Annotated in this window: 14 protein-coding genes; 2 read left to right on the top strand and 12 right to left on the bottom strand. The window is 44.6% G+C overall.

Features of this window, described 5'->3' with window-relative positions; genetic code table 11:
• Positions 1 to 278: 278 nt before the first annotated feature.
• Positions 279 to 1,727, top strand: a complete 1,449-nt coding sequence (locus tag BN8899_RS09715; protein WP_065219263.1) for a carbon starvation CstA family protein — start codon at positions 279 to 281, stop codon at positions 1,725 to 1,727.
• A 123-nt stretch (positions 1,728 to 1,850) separates the two neighbouring features.
• On the opposite strand, the gene BN8899_RS09710 is transcribed toward BN8899_RS09715, so the two are convergent.
• The 6 genes from BN8899_RS09710 to BN8899_RS09685 all read right to left on the bottom strand — a co-directional run bounded on the left by BN8899_RS09710 (position 1,851) and on the right by BN8899_RS09685 (position 12,582).
• Positions 1,851 to 4,145 (bottom strand): thioredoxin domain-containing protein, encoded by a 2,295-nt coding sequence (locus tag BN8899_RS09710; RefSeq protein ID WP_065219262.1) that lies wholly within the window; start codon positions 4,143 to 4,145, stop codon positions 1,851 to 1,853.
• Positions 4,146 to 4,169: 24 nt separating this feature from the next.
• Positions 4,170 to 5,723: a PKD-like family lipoprotein gene (locus tag BN8899_RS09705; protein WP_065219465.1), complete on the bottom strand. Its 1,554-nt coding sequence runs from the start codon at positions 5,721 to 5,723 to the stop codon at positions 4,170 to 4,172.
• Positions 5,724 to 5,734: 11 nt separating this feature from the next.
• Positions 5,735 to 6,502, bottom strand: coding sequence for a DUF4843 domain-containing protein (locus tag BN8899_RS09700; RefSeq protein ID WP_026207502.1), 768 nt, complete (start codon positions 6,500 to 6,502; stop codon positions 5,735 to 5,737).
• Between the two features lie 9 nt (positions 6,503 to 6,511).
• Positions 6,512 to 7,957 (bottom strand): RagB/SusD family nutrient uptake outer membrane protein, encoded by a 1,446-nt coding sequence (locus tag BN8899_RS09695; protein WP_231932317.1) that lies wholly within the window; start codon positions 7,955 to 7,957, stop codon positions 6,512 to 6,514.
• 18 nt (positions 7,958 to 7,975) lie between these two features.
• On the bottom strand, positions 7,976 to 11,320 hold the full coding sequence (locus tag BN8899_RS09690) for a SusC/RagA family TonB-linked outer membrane protein (protein ID WP_231932316.1): 3,345 nt from the start codon (positions 11,318 to 11,320) through the stop codon (positions 7,976 to 7,978).
• Positions 11,321 to 11,409: 89 nt separating this feature from the next.
• Positions 11,410 to 12,582, bottom strand: a complete 1,173-nt coding sequence (locus BN8899_RS09685) for a FecR family protein (protein ID WP_065219259.1) — start codon at positions 12,580 to 12,582, stop codon at positions 11,410 to 11,412.
• Positions 12,583 to 12,691: 109 nt separating this feature from the next.
• On the opposite strand from BN8899_RS09685, the gene BN8899_RS09680 reads away from it, so the two are divergent.
• On the top strand, positions 12,692 to 13,243 hold the full coding sequence (locus BN8899_RS09680; protein WP_065219258.1) for an RNA polymerase sigma factor: 552 nt from the start codon (positions 12,692 to 12,694) through the stop codon (positions 13,241 to 13,243).
• 86 nt (positions 13,244 to 13,329) lie between these two features.
• Here the strand turns inward: BN8899_RS09680 and BN8899_RS09675 are convergent, their stop codons facing one another.
• From BN8899_RS09675 to BN8899_RS09650, 6 genes are all read right to left on the bottom strand, one after another.
• Entirely contained in the window at positions 13,330 to 13,770 is a 441-nt protein-coding gene (locus BN8899_RS09675; RefSeq protein WP_065219257.1) for a sigma-70 family RNA polymerase sigma factor, read from the bottom strand.
• Between the two features lie 126 nt (positions 13,771 to 13,896).
• On the bottom strand, positions 13,897 to 15,561 hold the full coding sequence (locus tag BN8899_RS09670; protein ID WP_148375357.1) for a PKD-like family lipoprotein: 1,665 nt from the start codon (positions 15,559 to 15,561) through the stop codon (positions 13,897 to 13,899).
• Positions 15,562 to 15,611: 50 nt separating this feature from the next.
• Positions 15,612 to 16,310 (bottom strand): DUF4843 domain-containing protein, encoded by a 699-nt coding sequence (locus tag BN8899_RS09665; RefSeq protein WP_065219255.1) that lies wholly within the window; start codon positions 16,308 to 16,310, stop codon positions 15,612 to 15,614.
• Between the two features lie 28 nt (positions 16,311 to 16,338).
• Complete coding sequence (locus tag BN8899_RS09660; RefSeq protein ID WP_065219254.1) at positions 16,339 to 17,832, bottom strand: RagB/SusD family nutrient uptake outer membrane protein; 1,494 nt, start codon at positions 17,830 to 17,832, stop codon at positions 16,339 to 16,341.
• Between the two features lie 11 nt (positions 17,833 to 17,843).
• Complete coding sequence (locus BN8899_RS09655) at positions 17,844 to 21,191, bottom strand: SusC/RagA family TonB-linked outer membrane protein (protein WP_082986983.1); 3,348 nt, start codon at positions 21,189 to 21,191, stop codon at positions 17,844 to 17,846.
• A gap of 106 nt (positions 21,192 to 21,297) precedes the next feature.
• Entirely contained in the window at positions 21,298 to 22,443 is a 1,146-nt protein-coding gene (locus BN8899_RS09650) for a FecR family protein (RefSeq protein ID WP_065219253.1), read from the bottom strand.
• Positions 22,444 to 22,484 lie beyond the last annotated feature (41 nt).

Raw genomic sequence — 22,484 nt, 5'->3', positions numbered from 1 at the left:
TTGTTTCATAACAAATAGGTCACAAGACGAAAGAATTTACATAAATGATTATTAAGCATCACATCACCAATGGCCACATCCAATTCCACATCCAGAAGTAATCCGTAGAGCGGATTATTCATTATCGTGTCCCAGGCCAGGCGACCAGCTCTAGCACACCTCTACTACCTTCAAAGCCAGACTGGTCGCCATTTCTTTTTCACTATTTTTTTCATCCAAATTGAAAACAATTAAAACACATTTTTATAACTTTGTGTTCGTGCAAAAATTCCAAGTAAATGCTAACATTCATTATTTCTATCGGATTACTGGTCGTCGCTTATTTCACCTACGGGAAATTCGTTGAACGATTCTTCGGGGCATCGTCTAATATTGCCACCCCCGTCAAACGCCTCGCCGACGGCGTGGATTATCATGAGTTGAAGCCTTGGCGCATCTTCGTGATACAGTTTCTAAACATCGCGGGCTTGGGTCCGATCTTCGGGGCAATCCTGGGTGCCGCCTATGGTCCCATGGCATACGTGTGGATTGTTGTCGGTTGCATATTTATGGGTGCTACCCACGACTATTTCTCCGGGATGCTCTCCACCCGCCACGACGGGATAAGCTTGCCCGACATCGTGGGAAAATACCTGGGTAACGGGGTGCGCAAATTCATGACCTTCTTCACGGGCTTTCTGTTGCTTGCCGTGGGAGTTTCTTTCGTGAACGGTCCGGCGGAACTATTAGGCAGCCTGACCAAAATGAGCATGACCCCATGGTTATATATCATTTTCGCTTATTACATTCTAGCCACGTTACTACCCATCAACAAGATCATTGGTAAAATCTATCCGTTCATGGGGATGGCTTTAATTTTTATGGCATTAAGCGTGGGTTGCTATCTGATTTACGGAGGATTAAGCGGAGAACTCGTCATAGAAAATTTGACTTTCGACACCATGCGCAATATGCACGCCGACCCACAATACAATATCCTCTTTCCGATGCTGTTTATCGTGATCTCTTGTGGTGCCATTTCCGGCTTCCATGCCACACAGTCACCCATGATGGCACGCTGCATGGCAGACGAGAAATACGGGCGACCAATCTTCTACGGGGCAATGATCTGCGAGGGCATCGTTGCCATGATCTGGGCTACGGCAGCCATGGCATTCTTCGGCGGGGCAGAAGGACTTAACACGGCAGCCGAAGGAGGAGCTACCCCTGCTATCATCGTGAACCAAATATGCAACTCTTGGCTGGGACGTTTCGGGGCTATCATTGCCATCATCGGGGTTGTCGTTTGTCCGATCACCTCCGGCGACACGGCATTCCGCAGTATGCGGCTGATTATAGCAGACGCTCTAAAATTCAACCAGAAGCCCATCCGGAACCGCCTGATGGTATCCGTCCCTATCTTCGTGGTGGCTTACTTGCTCTGCAACGTGGATTTCTCCACTATCTGGAAATACGTGGGCATCGGCAATCAGGTACTGGCAACCATCACCCTGTGGACTGCCGCCACCTATCTGGCCAAGAAAGGCAAACCGCATTGGATGATGTCGCTTCCGGCAACCTTCCTAAGTGTTGTATGCGCGACCTATTTCATGATTGCCCCCTACAAGGTAGGTGGATTATTCATCAATCCCGCCATCAGCTACCCGGCAGGGATCGTGGTCGGAATAGGACTATTCATATTGTTTATGACAAAAATTGCAAAACACAAACAAACCGTCATTCGATAAAACTCTCCCATTTTATTTCACGGGCACAACAGCACAAAACAAGAGCGGGAAGTTCACGATAAAGCTGTGTAATAAAAGAAGCATAAATATCTCTCGTTTCGTGAACATCCCGGCTCTATAATTTTACCGCACAATCATCATGGATGCTTTCGGTTTACTCCCATGAACCAATTCTTCCAATTTATCCATCAATGCCTTACCTCGCAAGTTCGTTCCCACGATGTGCCCCTCTTTATCCAGCACCAGGATATGAGGAATACCTGCAAACTGGTACAATTTCATCACATCCTTTCCAGCCTGCGGGGCACAAACCTGTTCCCAGGGCATATTCTCCTCGGTCAAAGCTTTCCGCCAAGCAGCATCGCTTTTATCTATCGATACGCTAAAAAAGGCAACTCCTTTATCCGCATATTTAGCGTAAGCCTCTTTCAAGTGTGGAATCTCACCCCGGCAGGGACCGCACCACGAAGCCCAAAAATCCAATACCAGATATTTCCCCTTGAAATCCTGAGGTCCTAAATTCCTTTTCCCGTCGGGAGTCGGGTAAGAAAACTCGGGTGCCATCCCTCCCTGTTTCACGAGTTTTTGCTGTGCCAACGAAGCTTTAACCTCTTTCAACAAGGCACTATTCGGATACTTCTCTTCCGCTATAGCCATCACTTTTTGAACCGTCCCAGCATACTTCTCTCCTCTCAATCTCTCAATAATCACCAAAACCGCTTCCCGGTCGGCATACACCTCCGCCCAATGTTGCAAACGATCAAACATGTCACTATTGGCAATTCCACACAATTCCAGAGAAAACTGCTCCTTCACGGCATCGGTAAGTCCTTCCTGACGGTATATCGGACGAGAAAACGCTCCCATCAACTGCACATTTTGGTAGGTTTCCCAATTCAACTGACTCATCACCTCGTTGTTCTTTCCCCCACTAACATGAATATACATCGGACGGAGAATCTTATATTTAGCATTTCCGAAGCCAGGAAAATCAACGTTCACGTCTTCATCGCCAGCCCAAAAGCTGACCCGTTGACCTCCTTGGCATTCCAGCATATATACCCCCGGCTGTTCCACTTTCATCTTTAACTCGTAAGTCCCGTCCGGCTTAATCTCGCAAGAATCTATCGTTTGTTTAAAAAAGCCATCTTTCTTGATAACCCGGATCATATCTTCCCCGTCACGCAATGCCGCTACTTTTCCCTGAATTGTAATGGTAGGACGATAATTTTTGTCATTTTTCTCCGGGTGTCGCAATTTATCAGCAACTTTCATGTAGGAATTTTTCAAACCCGTCATCTCTTTGGCATTCGGCTTCCGGTCACAGGCATCCGCAAACCGATCCATCCATTTCGCCACCTCCTCACGCAAAGCCATATCTTTACAAGCAAAATTCACTCGTAATCCCCAGTTATACACGACGAAGTCGTTATTTTCCCCGGCTTCCAGACGTTCATTTCCCAATTGCACATATTTCGCCCAATCTCCCGCCTTCATGGCATAATTCATGCGGGCATTGCTAATAATCTGCTCTTTCCGGTCAATATCCTTTTTCATCAAATCCCGGACATACTTCTCGAATCCTTTCTCGTCAAACACCCCCGTTCCGTCTTCCTCTTTCCAATAACGACAAGCACCTCCGTCATACAATTGGAACAATTTCCGGTTCACCTCCTGCTCCCCGAACAGACTAATAAACTCCTTCCGATTCTTGTACACATATTTCGATACCCCGGCATCCACATCTTTCACGTACTTGCAGAACAAATCCCAATACTCCCGTTCCTTCAATTTCGCTTTATCCAAAGTCTCGAAATAATCCAGACAAACCTGTGCCGCTTTCGCCCCTTCCCCGGCAATGTCCAATACCTCCATGTACTCCTGTATAAAGCCGGGTTGGCGATTTCCATCGGCATATGCCTTATTCATCGGGGAATACCCTTTCCCCTCGATCGTCCGGGCAGCCTCCTTCAATAACATCTTCCAATCCGGCGCACCCACGATGCGGTGAGTCATATTACCATCACCATCCAGGAAAAGCAACGTCGGATACCCCGTCACCTCGTACCGCTTATTCAATACCTTCCCCTGCTCCGTTTCCATATTCATCTTCACATTAACAAAACGGGCATTAAAATACTCCCCAATCTCCGGCAACGTGAAAACCTCCTTTGCCAACATCTTGCAGGGCACGCACCATGCGGTATAACAATCCATAAAAATCGGCTTCCCCGTTTTCTTCGATTCGGCTAATGCCTCTTCCCAAGAACCCTCGAAAAAACGAATACCCGCACCCTCATCCGCACTCGCACCTGCCTGCACGGGCAAATTAACTGTCATTTGAGCCGAAGAACTCTTCACGCCAGCCAACAACATTCCAACAACACTTACAATTGTAAGTAAATAACAAAACTTCATATCCTCTATTATTTATAAATTAATTTATTTAATCTTCCATCCCATATCTTTCACTTTCCCGAAACCATAAAACGGCTTCTCGCTACTCTTATCCACGACTCCGTTAGAAGGATTAACTTTCAATTGGTATACCGTACCCTTTCCCTCCTTCTCGTTATAAGTAGCGATATACAACACTTCGCAAGCATTGGGCGGAGTATTTGCCATCATCTGTGCTCCCTGGTAATATTTTTGCAACCGCACACAAGTCACCACTTCCCCCTCCGGAGCTTCCCACACCGGATCTCCTGTCGTATTTGAAGATTTATAGTCGTACAGGTACACCCCGTCCCCGGCTGCATAATAAAATATCTCACCCTTGTATCCGGCTGTTACGGAAGACACTCCATCAAACAATCCTTTGCAATTTGCCATATCGTATTTTCCCACTCCAATCATATTCTGGGTCATAAAACTACAGAAATCAGCAACCAACAAGTAATAGTGCTCCCCCTCGTCCTTCATGACCATGTATTCATAATGATTCCACCCGTAATCACTCATAACCAATTCCAACCCCACGTTATTACAATCGAAAGCAATTCCCGAACTTTGCACGGGCAAACCAACAACCACGGTCTGATTTGACTTTATGCATTTAAAGTTCTGTTCCACCTGGTCGTACACGACACCGCTATACGCCGAACTCATGTTGGCACTCCAGTCAGCCAGCTTCCCGTATTCTCCCGTGCAAGGCACCCCGAAAAACAAATTTGTCCGGTTTGAACCGCTCGTCGAAAAATTCACCGTGTGCACCTTTCCGTCATTAATTACAAGTTCCCGTTTATTAAAGAAAGCCGTATAATGATCCGGAGCTTTCACGCCAGGGGCAGCCCAAAACATATCGCTGAAAGGATACAGGCAACTAAAAGTAGACGGGTCTACAGTAACCATGTCTTCATTCGTCACGACCACCACGCCTTCCGGCTTCGTCGATACGGAATACAACACCCGTACAGGCTTGCCGTCCAGCGGGACACCGTTAAAAGCCGAGTATATATCCACCCACGTCCGTTCCTTCGTCACGTTCGGGGCGATCAACTTATTAACAATCAAACCGACATCCGTCTTGCCATCCCTCTCGTACACCACCATCCATCCTTCACTCAAGGCAGCATTCACCTTCAGGTCGAACTTCATAAACTCCCTGGAATCCGTTTTCTTGTCCAACACGGTGAACACCAATTCCCAATCCTTCTCTTCCAGCTCTATCGGCAGCTTCAAAGCGATCCCTTCGGCTATCGTATCCCGTTCGGCAATCGGGGTTCCCATCCCTTGCTGGTAAACCACCCAATTAAATTCCAAATCCGGGAATCGCTCCTCCACACCGTTCACCAACTCCCCGTTATAATACACTTTCAAAGGAATATCCAACACATCCAGCCGGGCTATCGAGTAACTTGACTGCACCGCTCCTCCCGTCGAATCTATCACAATTTTGTCCAATTCCCGGTAATCGTAATTTCCCTTATCGTCGTAACACGCCCATAACGCACTACAAGCAACAACAATCAATACAATATATTTCAATACATTCATAATCTGCATTTTTAAAAAGTAATAGGTCCATTCTCATCCGACAACGGTCTATCCGGGTTATCCGGATTACTGTTATACTCCTCGACAGCAAGCCTGCATTTGGCTTGTAAATACTGGGCTTCAAAATAAGAGATTTCATTCGGTGGTGTCGGCGTCCCCTGGTAAATCACCCGGAGAATCACCTTCCCCGTCACCTTGATAATAAACTGGTATTTTTTGTGGCTATAAGTACCAAAGAAATTCTTCAACGGCATATACGTCACCGGATCTTCATTCCAATACTGTGGAATCTCCTCCCGGTCTTTGATATTCAACTTCAACGTTGCGTATTCCTTCGCCCCGGCTTGGAAAAATTCATTTTCCTTCAAGGCAAAAGAAAGAGAAAACGCTTTGTTCTTAAAATCCGCCGTGTTCTTCAAATATATCGGATAACTTCCCCCGGTCGACCCGGCTTTCAGCACGTAAGACGGCAACACATAGTGTTTCCCCTCCACCACCGAACCGGAATCCCCACCCACGGCGTGCAATTCAAACGTGCGATCCTCATCCGACGGTACTCCCGCCAATTTCACGTAGAACATCACGGAATCCAAATCCGTATCCAACGGGCGAAAAGCATAATTATACACCGTACTATCCAGCCTGCCGTTTATCGCGTCAGTCCCGAACCACAGGTTCAACGCCCGCGAGCTCTCGTCGTACATCAATTTATCGTCTTCCTCACAGGCACACAGCATAAAAGCTATCATCACCCCCAAATATATCATTTGTTTTTTCATAATTCCTCCTTATTTGTTACTTACCCAACCCGGATTCTGCAATTCAGCTTTCGGTAACGGCAACTTGTACAGTCCCATACCCACCATATCGGCATCGGTTCGCTTCATGGACTCCGCGTTCACCCGTTTGTAATAAAAGAAAAGTTGACCTTCTCCCACGACCTCTTTCCGGAACTCCGACAACAACGTGGCTCCAAAATCCGCCACGTCAGACTCTCCCAAATCGGCAACACCCCGGTGGCGGCGCACCTCATTCAACGCCCCCAGCGCATCCCCGGAAGTATAATGACGACATTCGGCAAGGATATAATACATCTCCGACAAACGAATCAACGGCATTTTATTCCGGTACCTCACAGACCATGCCGTAGTTCCGTCACCTTCCAGCTGGTCGTACTTCCTGGGATAACGCAACGTACTATTCAATCCCGTCCCCGTTTTGAACTGGTACAGGTACCGATAATCCTGCGCCAACCCGTAATAATCCAACAAGGTAGCTTCATCCATCGCGAAAAAAGAACTACTCCCGGAGAAATACTTCTCCGCCCGATTCCCCAGCGTCACCACGTTCAAGGCAAACAAATGCTCCGAGGAAAAAGAAACATCCGCCATATTCTCGTTCGTCAGGTTGGCTTGCTCCACCCACTCGAACTTACCGGACTCCACCACCTCGGAAGCACAACGTGCCGCATTCGTGTAATCCTTCTTGTAAAGATACACCCGAGCCATCAACCCCTTCACGGCATAATAATTCAAATGCACCTGCCGATTCAGCAAATACCCGTTATCATCCGTTTCCGTCACCACCTTCCCCGTGTACATCGGGTCATTCTTCAAGTACTCCGATGCCGTCGTCAAATCTTCCAGCACCTTGCCGATAACCTCCGCCACCGTCTTCTGCGGAAACACATCCGAAGTATAAGCCGTCACGTAAGGGATTGCCATCTTGTCCGGCTTCTCCGCGTAACTGGCTCCGAACACCCGCAACAAGTCAAAATGCAGGTATGCCCGCAATGCCAGAGCCTCACCCTTAATCACCTCGTAATTCACCCCCGTGAACTTCGACTGTTTCGCATCGATCTCCTCCAACAACTTATTGGCATTAGCAATCGCATTATACAAACCGCACCATATCGAGTCAATCCGAATCTCCGGCTTCGTGCTCTCGTATTTATACAACTTATCGTCGGCATACTCCGAAGGTTCGTAATCCCACTCCTGCGCCAACACGCCCAACATCCCGAAAGTCAACTCTTTCCCGTAAAGATACTCCTGTGTCATAATACTATAAACACCCGCCAACGCTTCCTTGAACCCACTCTCGGAAGAATACAAATCCTTATCCTTCACCTGTGACTTCGGTTCAACATCCAACCAACTGTTGCACGACGCAAACATCAGCACGACCAAGCTAAAACACAGGTATTTCCTGTAAAAATTCATTCTATATCTCATAATTCTGTCCTGTTATCGTTAAAAAGTTGCCTGCAAACCCAGAGAATAAGTCCGGGCGAAAGGATACTCCAACCCCCGTTCCGCTTTTACCGAAGACACCCGGAACACGTCCGTCATGTAAAATGACAGCTTCATCCGCTCCACATACTTCGTTATATGCACGTGCCTCAAATCATACGACACGTTCAGCGACGCCAGCGACAATTCGTTTTGACGCTCCACGAAACGATCGGTCGGTCGGGTCGTCGTCGGCGTATCGGAAATCCGTTTGAAGAAAGTAACATCCCCCGCTTTCTTCCACGTACCCGTGAATACTCGCCTATCCACGTTATACTGCACGTCCACGTTCTCCACCCGGTCAACCAATGTTTGATTGTAATAATCAGCTCCCAGCTTATAACTGAAAGAACAATTCAGTGCAATCCCCTTGTATTCCGCATTGAAGCCGAAATTACCCTGCAACTTCGGGTTGGACTCGCCACACACCACCTGATCGTTGATATTCCACTCGTAAGTCTTCCGCCCGTTTCGATCCAAGAACATTTCATTACCCGTTGCCGGATCGATACCCAGGGAACGCACCGCCCAGATGGCACTCGTGGACTGCCCCTCCTCAAAACGGGTATAAGGCTTCGAGGGATTCACTCCCTCATCATCCTGTGCCTCATTCGACTTTGTCAGCGCATCCGAAATCTTCACGATCTTATTTTTATTGGAAGACACCGAACCGAAAACCGTGAAATAAGAATCCGACTCGACATTATTATACAGCCGCCAGCTCAACGTGGCATCAAAACCCCGGTTTTGCACTTCGCCCAAATTCTCCTTAAACGTGTTGAACCCCGTGGAACCTGACAAATCAAAATCCACCAACAGATTATCCGTATTACTGATATAGTAATCGAAACGCAACGTCAATCCCTTCAGCAAACGGGCATCAAAACCGATATTAATATCCCTCGTTTGCTGCCACTTCAACTTGTCATTCGCCATTCCCATCAAGTAAGCCCCCACGATATTGTCATATTCCGCGTTCGTGAAATATCTATAAGTCGCCATCGCCTGGTAGGGATTGAAATTCTGGCTTCCAGTATACCCGATAGAAGCCCGCACCTTCAACTGATCTAACCACTCCTGCCCGCTCAGGAAACTCTCGTAATGCATATTCCAACCGATGCCGACAGACCAGAAACTTCCCCAACGATTGTCCGCCCCGTACACCGACGAACCGCTCAATCGATAAGAAAGATCCGCCAAATACCTGTTATCGTAAGAATAGTTCACAGCCCCGACAACCCCGATCTCACGGGTCGTGGCATCATCACCCGTCGGGACGCCGTTCTCCGCATATTGCTTGGCAAAAGCCACGTGATCCACCTTATCGTTCAGGAACCCCCATGCCTCCATCCCGTGGTAATCGTAACTATCCTGTTGCAAATTCCAGTTCAGATTGGCAAACAACAAATGCTTGTCCCACTGCTTGGAATAATTGAACGTGGCGTCGATCTTCAACGTCTTATTTGTCCCGTCCTTGATATAATAAGATCCTCGCTTAAAATAATTATCTCCCGTCCAATCGGCAAACTTCGTGTGATTCCCGGGGTAAAAATCTTCCCGGCTATCCTGCTTCTGCGAGTACCCGAAACGACCGATAAACTTCAAATCTTTGTACATCTGCCATTCCACGTAAAAATTGTCGGTAACCTCCGTGTATTTCGAGAAATTCTTTGTTCCCAAAGTAGCGTTATACAAAGGATTGTAATACACCGTAGCATCCCGCCAGTCCGCCAGCCGGAACTCACCCAGCACCCGTTTCAGATTCCCGTTCTCGTCACGGGGACTCCAGTACGGGTTCAACCTCGTGTACTCCGCAAAACTGCCGTAAGGAGAATCATTCGCTTTATTAAACGTAACGCTCAACACGTTTCGGAACAACAAACTTTTATAGCGGTATGACAACGTGATCGCTCCCGCCACATTCTCCCGGTCGGAACCTTTCATAACCCCGGCAACCTTGTTGTAAGACACATCCACCCCGTAACGCAAGTAATCATCTCCCCCTTCCAGATACAAGGAATGCTTGTGTCCCACGCCCGTCCGTAACGGCTTTGCCAGCCAATACGTGTTCACCCCGCGGGCAATCTCCTTTTGCAACTGATTATATTCCTCCAAGCGGAATTGGTCATCCTTCGGGTAATAAGCATCATAACGCCCGGCATCCCACTCCACCTGCAACTTCTCCGCTGCGTTACACAAATCATAACTACTCAAATCCGGTCCGGTAATATTCAGATCGCCGGAATAAGTCACCTTCAACATTCCTTTCTCCGGCTGAACCGTTTCGATAACCACCACCCCGTTTGCCGCACGGGAACCGTAAATAGCCTTTGCCGCCGCATCCTTCAAAAGTGTCACCGAAGCCACCCGGTTCATATCCAGGTCGAACACCTTCTCCACCGTCGCCTCGAAACCATCCAGGATAAAAAGAGGCTGGTTCGGGTTGGAAGCATAATCGCCTTTCACGTTCGGCAAGCTCGAAGCCCCGCGTATCTGCATATCCGGCATACGATTCGGGTCGGAACCGAAATCCACGCTCTCCGTCACGATAAACGAAGGGTCCATATTCTTCAAACTTTGCAGGATATTCTGATTTCCCAACCGTTTCAAATCCTCTCGCTTGAACGTCGTCGCCGCCCCCGTGAAACTCTCTGCCTTGCGAGTAAAGATACCGGTAACCACCACTTGTTCTATCTCCGTCACATCCGGCTCCAGCGTGATATTCAACTCCGCCTCCCCCTTATAAGTCACCTCTTTCGTCTGCATCCCCACGAATGAAAATACCAGAACGACATCCCCCTCCAACGATATGGGCAACTTATATTTTCCATCCGCATCCGTGGCACATCCCAACGTGGTACCCTTCACGACAACCGTTACCCCCGGCAACGGTTCTCCCTGTGCGTCTTTCACCACCCCGGTAACCACACGAGGCTCTACCCGTGTAATCTTCTCCTTCGTCTTCTTCTTGATAATATACACGCCATCCACTTTGGAGAACTCGAATCCCGTACCCTCCAGTATCTTGCCGAGAGCCACGTCAACCGAAACCTTCACCAAGTTCAATTCCTTGCATACCTGATCGCCCAAAAGTTGCCGGTTAAAAAGAATTTCCACCCCGGTCTGGTCTTTGAATTTGATTAAAACATGATTCAGACTTTCAGCTTTCGTGCTAAAGGTTACCAAACGTGTTGAATCCTCCGTCGCCGCACGAACCAGCGAAAAAGGAAACAACAAGAGTACCACCAACAACATTTTCCGTGAAAATACAGACTGAATATGCCTGTCAGGTGTCTTTTTTTTCATACATTTGTCTTATTAATTCGTTAATATTAATGAATCTGTGGAGAATGCTATCTAAAGTTTGCCGACTACAGGATACATTCTCTACTTTTTTACTTTCTCATCACTTTCACCGTGTCTTTCTCCACCACAAATTTCACCTCTACCCCTTCCTCGAAAAGACGCAACAACGTTTCGATCTTCCCGTAACGGCTTAACGTCCCCGAAAAGACCAAATCTTTCAACACTGGGTCAGCAAAGACAATCTTCACGTTGTACCACCTTTCCAGTTCCCGGGCAATCTCCTCCAACGTTTCGTTCTCGAAACAGAACTGCTTGTTCCTCCACGCGATCTCGTTATAAATCTTCACTTGTTTTATCTCCGGCTTCCCGGCTCCCTCCGTCAGGCTCAACTGATACCCCGGCTTCAACTTCAATTCCCCTATCCGGTCACTGCTGAACCCGATCACACCCTCCACCAACGTTGCCTTCAACTGCTTCTCGTCCCGGTAACGCTTAACATTAAACTCTGTCCCGTAAACCTTCACGTTCCCCAGATCCGTTTCCACGATAAAAGGTTTCCGGTCATCCTTTGTAACCGCAAAATAAGCCTCTCCCAACAGGAAAACACGCCGCTCCTCCCCGACAAACGCCGTCGGCACCTTCAATTGGGTTTCTGAATTTAACCAGACCATCGTGCCATCGCTCAACTCCACCTGGTACTCGCCGCCCCTAGGAATCATGATTGTATTGTACGTCACCTCCGATTTCTGAAGCCCGCTATATTTAATAACTCCCGCATTCTTCTGCACTTCGATCCCTTCCGCCTTATAGAACATCGTGTCCGCCAACATCTCCACGTCCACCTTCTTCCCGTCCCCCAAAAGAATAATTGCCTTATTCCCACCGGGGACCGATTCTTTATTCACACTAGCCAGCCTCTCTGCCTGCTTCTCTCCCTTGTTCAAAAACAAAATCCCCCAGCCAACAACCAACAGGAAAAACAAACAGGCTGCATAACGATACGCATGGCGAACCATTCTCTTCCGCCTCAACTCCCGTTCCTTCCGCACGTAATCATCAAACCCGGCTATCACCCTGGCTATATCCGTATCCATCTCGCACGTCGTTTCCTCTGCCGACCATACCCGCCGCACCCGCTCGTAATACTCCCGGTGCCTTTCGTCCCCCGCCAACCATTCCTGAAACACCGCCTCTTCCTCCGGCGACAACGTCCGCCGGACTTTCCGCAGCAAAATATCCCAACTAATATGATTTCTCTCCATAACTTTCAATTCTCAATCATTCGGTTTTGTCTATATTAACACGAGATTCGAAAATGGAGGACACGATTTTGAAAAAAAAATTATCTTTGTCAAAAATACTCGACCTCGAATGGATGAATTCATGAAAAAAGATGAACTGGGCTCCCGAATAAAAAAGCGGGATGTAAAGGCTTTTCATGAATTGTATAAAACCTCATTCCTCCCGTTGCAGCACTACGCCATGCGTTATCTTTACGACTGGAAAGAAGCCGAAGATATGGTACAGGAAGCTTTTCTCTCCTTATGGTCAAACCCGGAAAGGTACGATGAAAGGCAGCCCGTTTCGTATTACCTGCTCGGGATAGTGAAAAATAAATGCATGAATTACCTGAGAAACCTCGATATTCAATATAAACATCAAGACAAAATCATTGAAGCGATATTATTCTCAAACATCGAAGACCCCGAAATCGACGAAGACATTCACGAACGGTTGAATCACATTTTGAACTTACTGCCCGACAAACAACGGGAAGTAGTATTATTACACATTGTAGAAAAAAAGAAGATTCGGGAAATAGCGGAACAAATGGATATTGCCGAAACAACCGTGAAAACCCATTTCAAACGTGCCATGACGATCCTGAGGAATAATCTCAAATTCATTTTATTCGGAATATAAAACCTTCACCGGGAACGATACGTCAAAATCAACGTCCCCCTACACGAGAAAAACAAAGCCCAAAAACAATATGAGAACCTATCAGATTACTTGTTGAATTTCGATATAATATTCAATTCCCCCGCAATTTCTTTGTGGCTTTTTCCTTCCAGGCTTTTCGCATACACGTTCCGGCAGGCTTCGGGCAATTCTTCAAAAATCTCATTAATCAAAGCATATATCTCGGCTTTAATCATTTGATACACGAAAGAGTCCTCCGTTTCCTCCACTTCAAAGCCTTCCATTCGTTTCTCCTGTCTTTGCTTGTCCCGCAAAAAAGTCAAACAATGGTTACGCACCATCCGGTACAAGTACGTTTTTAATTGCAGTTCATTCTCAAACTCATCCACTCTCTCCCACAATTTAATAAAAACATCTTGCAGGAGATCGCACGCCAATTCCTCATCTCCCACGTAACGCATAGCGGAATACTTTAAAGCGGCAAAATATTGCTCATATACCTCTTTAAACGTTCTCGAATCCGCCAAACCTATTTTCCGCTCCGGAATGTATTTGCCATATGTTCATATAATTTTATTTCTTCAAACAAAAAAGCGGTGTCGTGTACGACACCGCCTAACATCACGTAAACACACTACTATAATCCCTTTAAATCAATAGTAATATAACGCGACAGCTCCCCCATCAAAATTTTTATTTACCCAATAATGTTTCTGTATCTCCCCGGGTTTCTGCGGATCGTCATACAACTTTAGAACCCTAAAATCCCCATTGTCAAAAATAGCTCCAAATACACGCCCGTTAAAATATCGTTGGGCTGCATTTTCCCCGTCGCCCCTCCAGGTTGTCGTGATAACAAAATCTTTCATATTCCCCTCTTCCGTGAATTCATGTATTTTTGAAATAGCGGTACCTTGCATACTCATCGAATACAAGGCATTACCAGCCCCGACATACATAAAGTCATTATAACGCTTATCCATCGCAATTTTCACGAGCCCGTGCCCTTGTTCTATTAACCTTGCCGCATCGGCAGGCAATTTCAAATTAGAAACAGCCGTATAACTTACCGAATGCTCTGCCGTATACAAAATCGTATTTATTCCGAATGTTTGTATATAAAAATCTGAACCATCCTTATAGATAATATAAATATTTTCATTCAGAAAACTCTCATGAAAAAGAATCGCATAGATCTCTTTATCAAAATCAGCAAGAGGTATAAAACCAGCAGGCAGATTAGCTATATTACTCGGACGAGATAAATCGTGAACCGCATAATAATCCAAACTTTGGTAATATCCGTCTGAAGCCGTGAGTGCAAGAAAACGTTTTCTTTCCTTTTCATAAATAATTGCTAAATTTCCTTTTGCAGTCACATATTTAGCATTAATCTCTTCAGAGCCTTTATCTGGCACATCATAAGGATCATCAAAAACCAATGGTTCAAGAATAAAGCGCCCCGTGTTCGGATTTCCCGCATCATAATTCACTCGCGTATATATTTTCCCTAATTCATCCAATACCAAAGAGAGGGCTCCGACACTTTCAAAATTAACCGGGACCAAATTAACCGGTTCTCCCACGAACTCATCTTTCATGGACACGATTCTTTTCATATCCTCAGAATTCACGGAAACGGATTTCCGCCAGTCCCGGTCTAAGATTTGCAAAGCATTATATCGATCATCAGGATTCGGAGCCAGTCCCGAAACGCGAGATACCTTCACGGGATTTTGTCCCAACTCTTCCCCGTCATTATAAAGAGGGTACACGTTTTCATGCGGGATATATTCCGTGACCGAGAAATTGGAATAAAGCCTTCCATCAAGCACCACGTTTTTCTTCTCCCAATAACGTTCTACAAAATCCATTTGGATGACGCCGTTACTTTTGCCCAGCACAACGATCCCGGTACTAAAAGGTCGACGTATTTCTACCAGAAAACCATAAATAGTGGCATTACCCGCATTTTTCCGGTAAATAAATAACTGCCCGTTTCCTTCTTCCGTGAATACATGCCGCAAATTTTGCTCCGTGGAAATCACTTTACCATCCATCCGCCACTCGTAAGCCAATTCATCATCCCCATCGTATTTCACCTCAAGGTCTAATTGCAATTCATCACCCGCAGTCACCTTGAATCGGGCACCTATTGCATTTTCGTGAAGATAAAACCTTTCTTGATCCTCTATATTTGTTATTATCACAGAATCAGGCAATACAATATCTTTATAATCCAAATTTGTTTTGTCATCCATGCAACCGGTTAATAAAATATAGCCTAAGAAGCATATCATTAAAATCTTATTTCTCATAACCTATCTTTTTGGTTCATTACAATACATATTTCTTAGTTCTATAAAAATCATCCTGTAATCGTAACAGACATTACACGCCCATCCGTTTCGAATCTGGGTGTTTTTTCCAACGCTCTTTTAAACATGATAGCATAAAATCTCTTTTCCGAAGGATCCAAAGTCCCGAAATCACGAATGCCTGTTTCTTTTACGAATTCATCATATTTCTCTTTAGAATAATCGCCCAAATAAGCCTTTGCGATATCATCAGTCCACCATTCGGGTTGCGAGAAAATATCCGACACCGTAATCTCTACAAACAAAGAATCTGCCATATAAACTTGAAAATCCGAACTAGGCACTAATTGTAATCTCAAGATTTTACTCCTTTCTTTTAATATAGCCTTCCGCTGTAATTTCACACGCATCGTGTCAACAAAATCCCCATCCGGTTGAAACGCTTGTTCTGTTTCCAAAATAAAACAATCTTCCGGGAGTGTCGTTTTTTCTTTATCCACGTTGACAGCAAAATGCAACGTTTCGGTCAAATTGTAGCCTCGGAATTCAACTGGCACGGAAATAATTTTTTCCATGGTATTATCACTCTCGTACGCAAAATTACACTCGATTTTATAGTAATCCTCACCGGCTTCATTCCCGAACATAAACTTGATAAACCTTTCGGGAATGAACATTTCCGGTTTCTCCTCTTGGCACCCGTAAAACGCCAAGCAACCTAGTAAAATAAGTAAAAATATGATTCGCATAATTATCTGCATTTATATTACACATCATTTACTGTACCCCGGCTTCCGTGTCAGGTACCGGCATAACTAATTTCCCATTATGAGCGACGGTTGTTCCATTCTCTCTTAACGGCAGGTTCAATCTCTTGTAGACGTAAACCATTTGTCCCTCGCATAAAAATTCCCTACGATATTCCTTGACCAGCGCCTCCATAAAAGCATCTTTATCCACGTCTACCTTCAGATTATAAACCGAATTATTCCGGGCATTCACTACTTTATTAAATATCTCGACAGCCAAAGCCCGGTCTTTATCAAAAACAGCTTCTGCCGCAATATAATAACATTCCGGGAATCGAAGTACCGGTTCCAAAGATTTTGCCGCGATCATGTTACTTTCGTTCCTTCCTTCCAAAGAAAATTTAGTTACCATATTTTTGGGTATCGCTTTCAAACGCACATCATTCGCGTTCTCCGAGAAAATTCCACTTTTGTCGTTCAGTACTAAAAGCCAATCTTTAGCTGAAGAACTAAAATAGTTCTCCGTCCAAGTCGACAAGTCTGAATTATAGGGAGCAAAAAGTATTTCCGAATGTAACCGGGGTTCTATCGTACTTAACTCCATAGGATCTCCGATATACCCAGGGGCGACAAACCGTAAATTCGTTCCTTTATCCACCACGTTTACCACCTCGTTTGCGTGTTCGAAAGCCTTATCATTGTCCCCGGCATACAAACATACACGGGCAAGCAATTGAGATATAGCAAAATAATTCAAGCGATTGGCACGATAGTTGAAAAACTCATCAACATTTAAAATTATCCCCGATCCGTTATCCAGTTTAACACGGGATGCGCTCAAATCACGAAAAGCCATTCCCCCGGGATATTGCGCATCCGTGTCAAAAGGTTTAATCCAGTCTTTGGCTTTCTCCAGATCCGCAATCAAATACTTCAAAATACTCTTCGTCGCCACCGGAGGATTGACGATAGACGGGTATTCTGTCACATAAGGAATAAAAGCAGACTCTCCGCCATTGTCTGCAATCGGAGCCTTAGCAAAGATACGCAACAATTCAAAATGCATCAGAGCCCGAATCGCATATGCCTCGGCAAGAATCATATTTTTAGTAACATCTCCATACTTGAATTTCACATCCCCGTCTTTTTCCAGCCCTTGAATCAAATTGTTCGCCTCTGCAATAACTTTATAACTAGCCAACCAAATAGAGGCTGCTATCGATCTCGCTTCATTCCTGCCATATTCAAAATTAGCCACGTCCAAATAGGAGCGATGTGTCTTCTCGTTCAAGCTATAACTGCGTCCCCAGGCTTCTACAACTCCCCAGGTTAATTCCTGCCCGTACAATTTTTTGTCGGACATATCAATATACAATCCGTTCAACGCAATGTAATACCCTTGTGCTTTTTCGAATAATGTCTCTTCGTATATATCCAGCTCCGGCTTTACATCCAACCATTTATCACATGACGAAAATATAAATGCCAGCAAGACAATATTTATTATATATCTTTTTTTCATGATCTATATCTTTAAAAACCTACATTTACTGAAAAACTATAACTTCTGGCAAACGGGTAAGACAAGCCCCTTTCCTGCTTGATTGATGATACACGGAATACATCGTTCATGTTAAAAGCAAATTTCACCCGGCTAAAACGAATCTTCTTGAGTATGTCTGCAGGTAATTCATAACCGACAGATAAAGACTGTAGAGTCAACGTGTTGTCATCTTGCACAAATCGGCTGGTAGGATTCGTCGGAACATTATACTGCTTCAAGCTCTTGAAGCCGGCTATATCACCTTGCTTTTTCCACCGGTCTGTAAACACCCTTTTATCCACATTATTTTCAATATCTGCATTCTCAATCTTTGTTTGCAGTGTTTGGTTATATTGTTGTCCCCCGTACGTATAAGTAAAATACACGTCTAACGTAACACCATACAGAAACAAATTTGAAGACAACGTACCATTCATCTTCGGTTCCGAATTCCCAATAGCAACATTCTCCGAAGCGAGCCATTCCGTACCATAACTCCCGTCTTTATAACGAAACATCTCATCTCCCGTTTGCGGATTTATCCCCAATGACCGCATCGCATAAATTGATGTCGTCGAAGCACCCTCTACATATTTCAACAAAGGCTTTTTGGCTTCACGAACATTGGCTCTATCCTGATACTTTTCCTCTATCTTTTGATTATACGACTTCAGGGACTCTGATATTTTCTTTATTTCATTTTTATTGGCTGCCACATTAGCCGTGAAATAAAGCTGTGCGTTAGGCTTGGCTAATGCTCTCACCCGCAAACTCATCTCGTAACCATTATTGGTAATCTCTCCAATATTATCCTTATAAGATAGGAATCCCGAAGACGAAGGAATGTACATATCAGCAATTAAATCCACTGTCCTGCGGAAATAATATGTCCCGGTAAACACTAAAAAACCATCCAGAATATTTATCGTGGTACCTATATCCGTTATCTTCGTTTTCTCCCATTTCAAGTTTTTATTTCCCATGGCTGTAATATTTCCTCCTAACCCAGTAGGATAAACAGATTCGCTATTAATCGAATATAAGGTGCGAGCCGTGTTAGCGGGGAAATTAGCTTTACCTGTAACGCCGTACGATCCTCTGATTTTCAACTCCGAAAGCCAATCTACCCCCTTCATAAAAGCATAATTATGAATATTCACCCCCAATCCCATCGACCAGAAAGGCGCAAAACGGGTTTCACTTCCAAAAGATGAATTCCCATCCATTCTCCACGTGGCATCCAACAAATAAATATTACGATATGTGTAATTTAAAGATACGATCGTTCCGAACAATCTCGTTTTTTGTTGAAAAGTAGTCGGAGCATTCGGAAATTCTCTTGCGAATTGCGGGTTGGCAAACCCTCCCGCGGGAATATCTCTCACGTACACGCTACGGCTCTCGTCGGAACTCTCTTTCACGTTTATACCGGCAAACAAATTTATACTATGATACCCGATCATATCGTTATAATACCCGAATACACTACCGTCTATTATTGTAGCAGTAGTATTACCAACGGTCATTTCGCCTTTATAAGATTTGTTGTAATATTGCCCGGCTTCGGGTGAAGTATAGGCATTAGAAGATCCCGTCGTATAAGTCAACGCAATAGAACCTTTGAAATAAATTTTATTCGTGAGGTAATATTGGATCGCAAAATTATCTATAAATTCTTTGCTTTTCGTTTTATCGAAACTACCTAGATAAGCGTCGTATAACGGATTACTTATCGCACCTTTTGACGTTGCCGTATTAATCATTTCAGCGACAGTCCCGTCTTCATCCAAATAAGAATAATAGGGGTTCATCGTCGTGTATTTGCTAAACGAACCGAAGGGGGATTCCTCCGAATTAACACCCGTGTACGTGGCACTATTTTTAAACAACAATTTTCCGATATTATATTGTAGCTCCAAACCCAATCCGAAGGTTTTTCTTTCAGAACCTTTCATCACCCCGTTATTTCCCTGATAATTTATATCGATTCCATAACGAAAACCGTTTGTTCCCCCCTCCATTCTTAAATAATGTTTGCTACTCGCAGTATTCCGAAGCGGCAAAGCCAGCCAGTCCGTATTATTTCCCCGTTCCAGCAATCTTAGTTTCGCATGATAATAAGCCAGTTGATAATACTCCTCGTCAAACAATCCGGCTTCTTTCTCCGCCTCCACTTTCTCTCGGGCATTCATTAAATTATAATCCCGCAAGTCAGGAACCTGTACATTCAGATTATACCCGTAATTAATCAATATTTGCCCATCCTTGGGAGTAACGGTTGTTATCACCACAACCCCGTTTGCGGCACGGGAACCGTATATTGCCGTGGCTGCCGCATCTTTCAACAGGGTGATCGATTCGATACGGTTGATATCCATATCATACACTTTATTGACACTCACTTCGAAACCGTCCAATATAAATGTCGGCAGGTTCGGGTTATTCTGCAACGCCGTTTTAGACACATTCACCTCATCCAACTCCGTCAACCCGATACCGGAATCCCCGCGAATGCTTATTTTCGGCATCACGTTCGGGTTAGAACCCATCTCGTTATTTACGGCAATCCGAAAAGAAGGATCCAACACCTGTATGGATTTCAAAACATTTGTCGGAGAAACCTTTTTTAATTCAGCGGCAGTCATCGTCTTCACGTTTCCCGTGTAAGACTGTCGGGAAAGATTGGCATATCCCGTCACGACAACATCTTCCAATGCGACCTCACTCTCTTTCATTACGACATTAATCGTGTCTTGACCGGTATATTTCACTTCCACGGTTTCCATTCCGATAAAAGAATATTCCAGAACAATTTGTTTTCCAAGAACAAAGCGAAAAGCATACCGTCCGTCTTTATCCGTTGCCGTACCCAATTTCATGCTTTTTATTTGTATCGTGACCCCGGGCAACGGAAATCCTCGTTCATCTTTTACCACACCTACCACCTTACCCTCCTTTACACTATCCCGGACTGCCTCGGCACGCCGCTTGAAAATGACAATATTGCCCATAAATTCATAAACCAAATCCGTTCCCTCGATACATTTATCCAACACGGTAACAATATCCGCTTTCTTTAAATCCATCGTTTTCAAACCGATCTGGGAAATATCCCGGTCATTATAAACAAAGTTGAATGACGTCTGTTGCTTTATCTGGGCAAAAACCTGAAGCACAGATGCATTCTTTACCGAGATATTCAACTCGACCTTCTCAACAATCGTGTCTGCCTTTAAAGTATTTATCCCCATAAACACAAAAAGAAATAACACAGACAGCATACGCCTTATCTTCCATGTATAAAAACACAAGCGTTTCATGTAGTCCTTTTTTTTCATAAAATTGTTTTTAGTTCATATTTAAATTACCATCTAAAAAAGCGATACAAACCCCTTGAGCCTAAATATTTTTAGCCTCTCCTACATTTGCTTTAATTATTCTTATCTATCTTTTATAAACAAGAATTTGTTTACCACCTATTTCAAAATACACTTTATTAGTCTTCTCTATTGATTGCAACACAGGAGTTATTTCTCCGTACTTCTCTATATCCAAGGTGAAACATTCCTGTTTAATCTCATTAGAAAGAAAAACAGGCTCCAGATTATACCACCTTGCCAAAACTTTCATAATAGACTCGAGCGTCTGATTAATAAATACAATACGTTCATATTTCCATGCTATAAAGGGATACGCATCGACATCCGAAACCTTCATTCCGCCGTCCGTAGTGATTCTTACCTGCTGGTTCGGTTTCAACCTGCACTTCGACTCCAAATAGGAAATTTCCACACTCCCTTTCACCAATGTCGTTGTAATTTCCTGTCCCTCGTAAGCATTAAAATCGAACTCCGTGCCCAATACTTGAATTTTCAGATCTCCCGATTTCACGGTAAAAGGACGTGTGCTATCTTTGGTTACAATAAAATAAGCATGACCTCTCAATTCGACCTCTCTCGAATCTCTTTCAAATTTTTGAGGTATGACCAACTCTGATTCCGCATCCATATGCACGATAGTTCCATCTTCAAGGCGAGCCACATACTCCCCTCCGCGAGGAACTTCTATCCGGTACACTTTATCTGAAAAATCCTCTTCCACTTCTTTCGGAAGAAAACGAATGGTATCAAGACGGTTCTCTAGCAATACCGTTTTCATCTCCTGCTGAAAAACCGTATCTTGCAAAATAACGATCTCCCCTCCTTCCGCAAGATGAATCACGGCTTTAGAACTAGCAGGCAACTCACTTGCCGTGTAAATCCTTGGTTTAGCAACATCCTCTCGTTCTAACCAATAAAACATAACAAACACGACAGGGAACAAAATAGCAGCCGCCCACCGAACACGCTTCATCATTCGTTCCCGACGCCTCGTGAACATGATCTTTTTCTCCAACAATTTCCATTGTTCTTCCCGTATTTTCCGATGTTTCGGATCCATCGCATTTCCTAAGAACTCACGGGAACCGATCTTATCAAAAAGTCGTTCATTGCGATCGGACTCTTTCCGCCACTGGTTCAACAAACGGGATTCCTCGTCATTTGTTCCGAATGTAAAATATTTCAACAATATTCGAGATATTCTATACATATTTGCTCTATTACAAATTCCGGTACACTATGTTCCAGATT

The sequence above is a fragment of the Butyricimonas sp. Marseille-P2440 genome, assembly GCF_900091675.1.
GTDB classification, from domain to species: Bacteria; Bacteroidota; Bacteroidia; order Bacteroidales; family Marinifilaceae; genus Butyricimonas; species Butyricimonas synergistica.
This window is presented reverse-complemented; position numbering and strand designations above follow the sequence as displayed.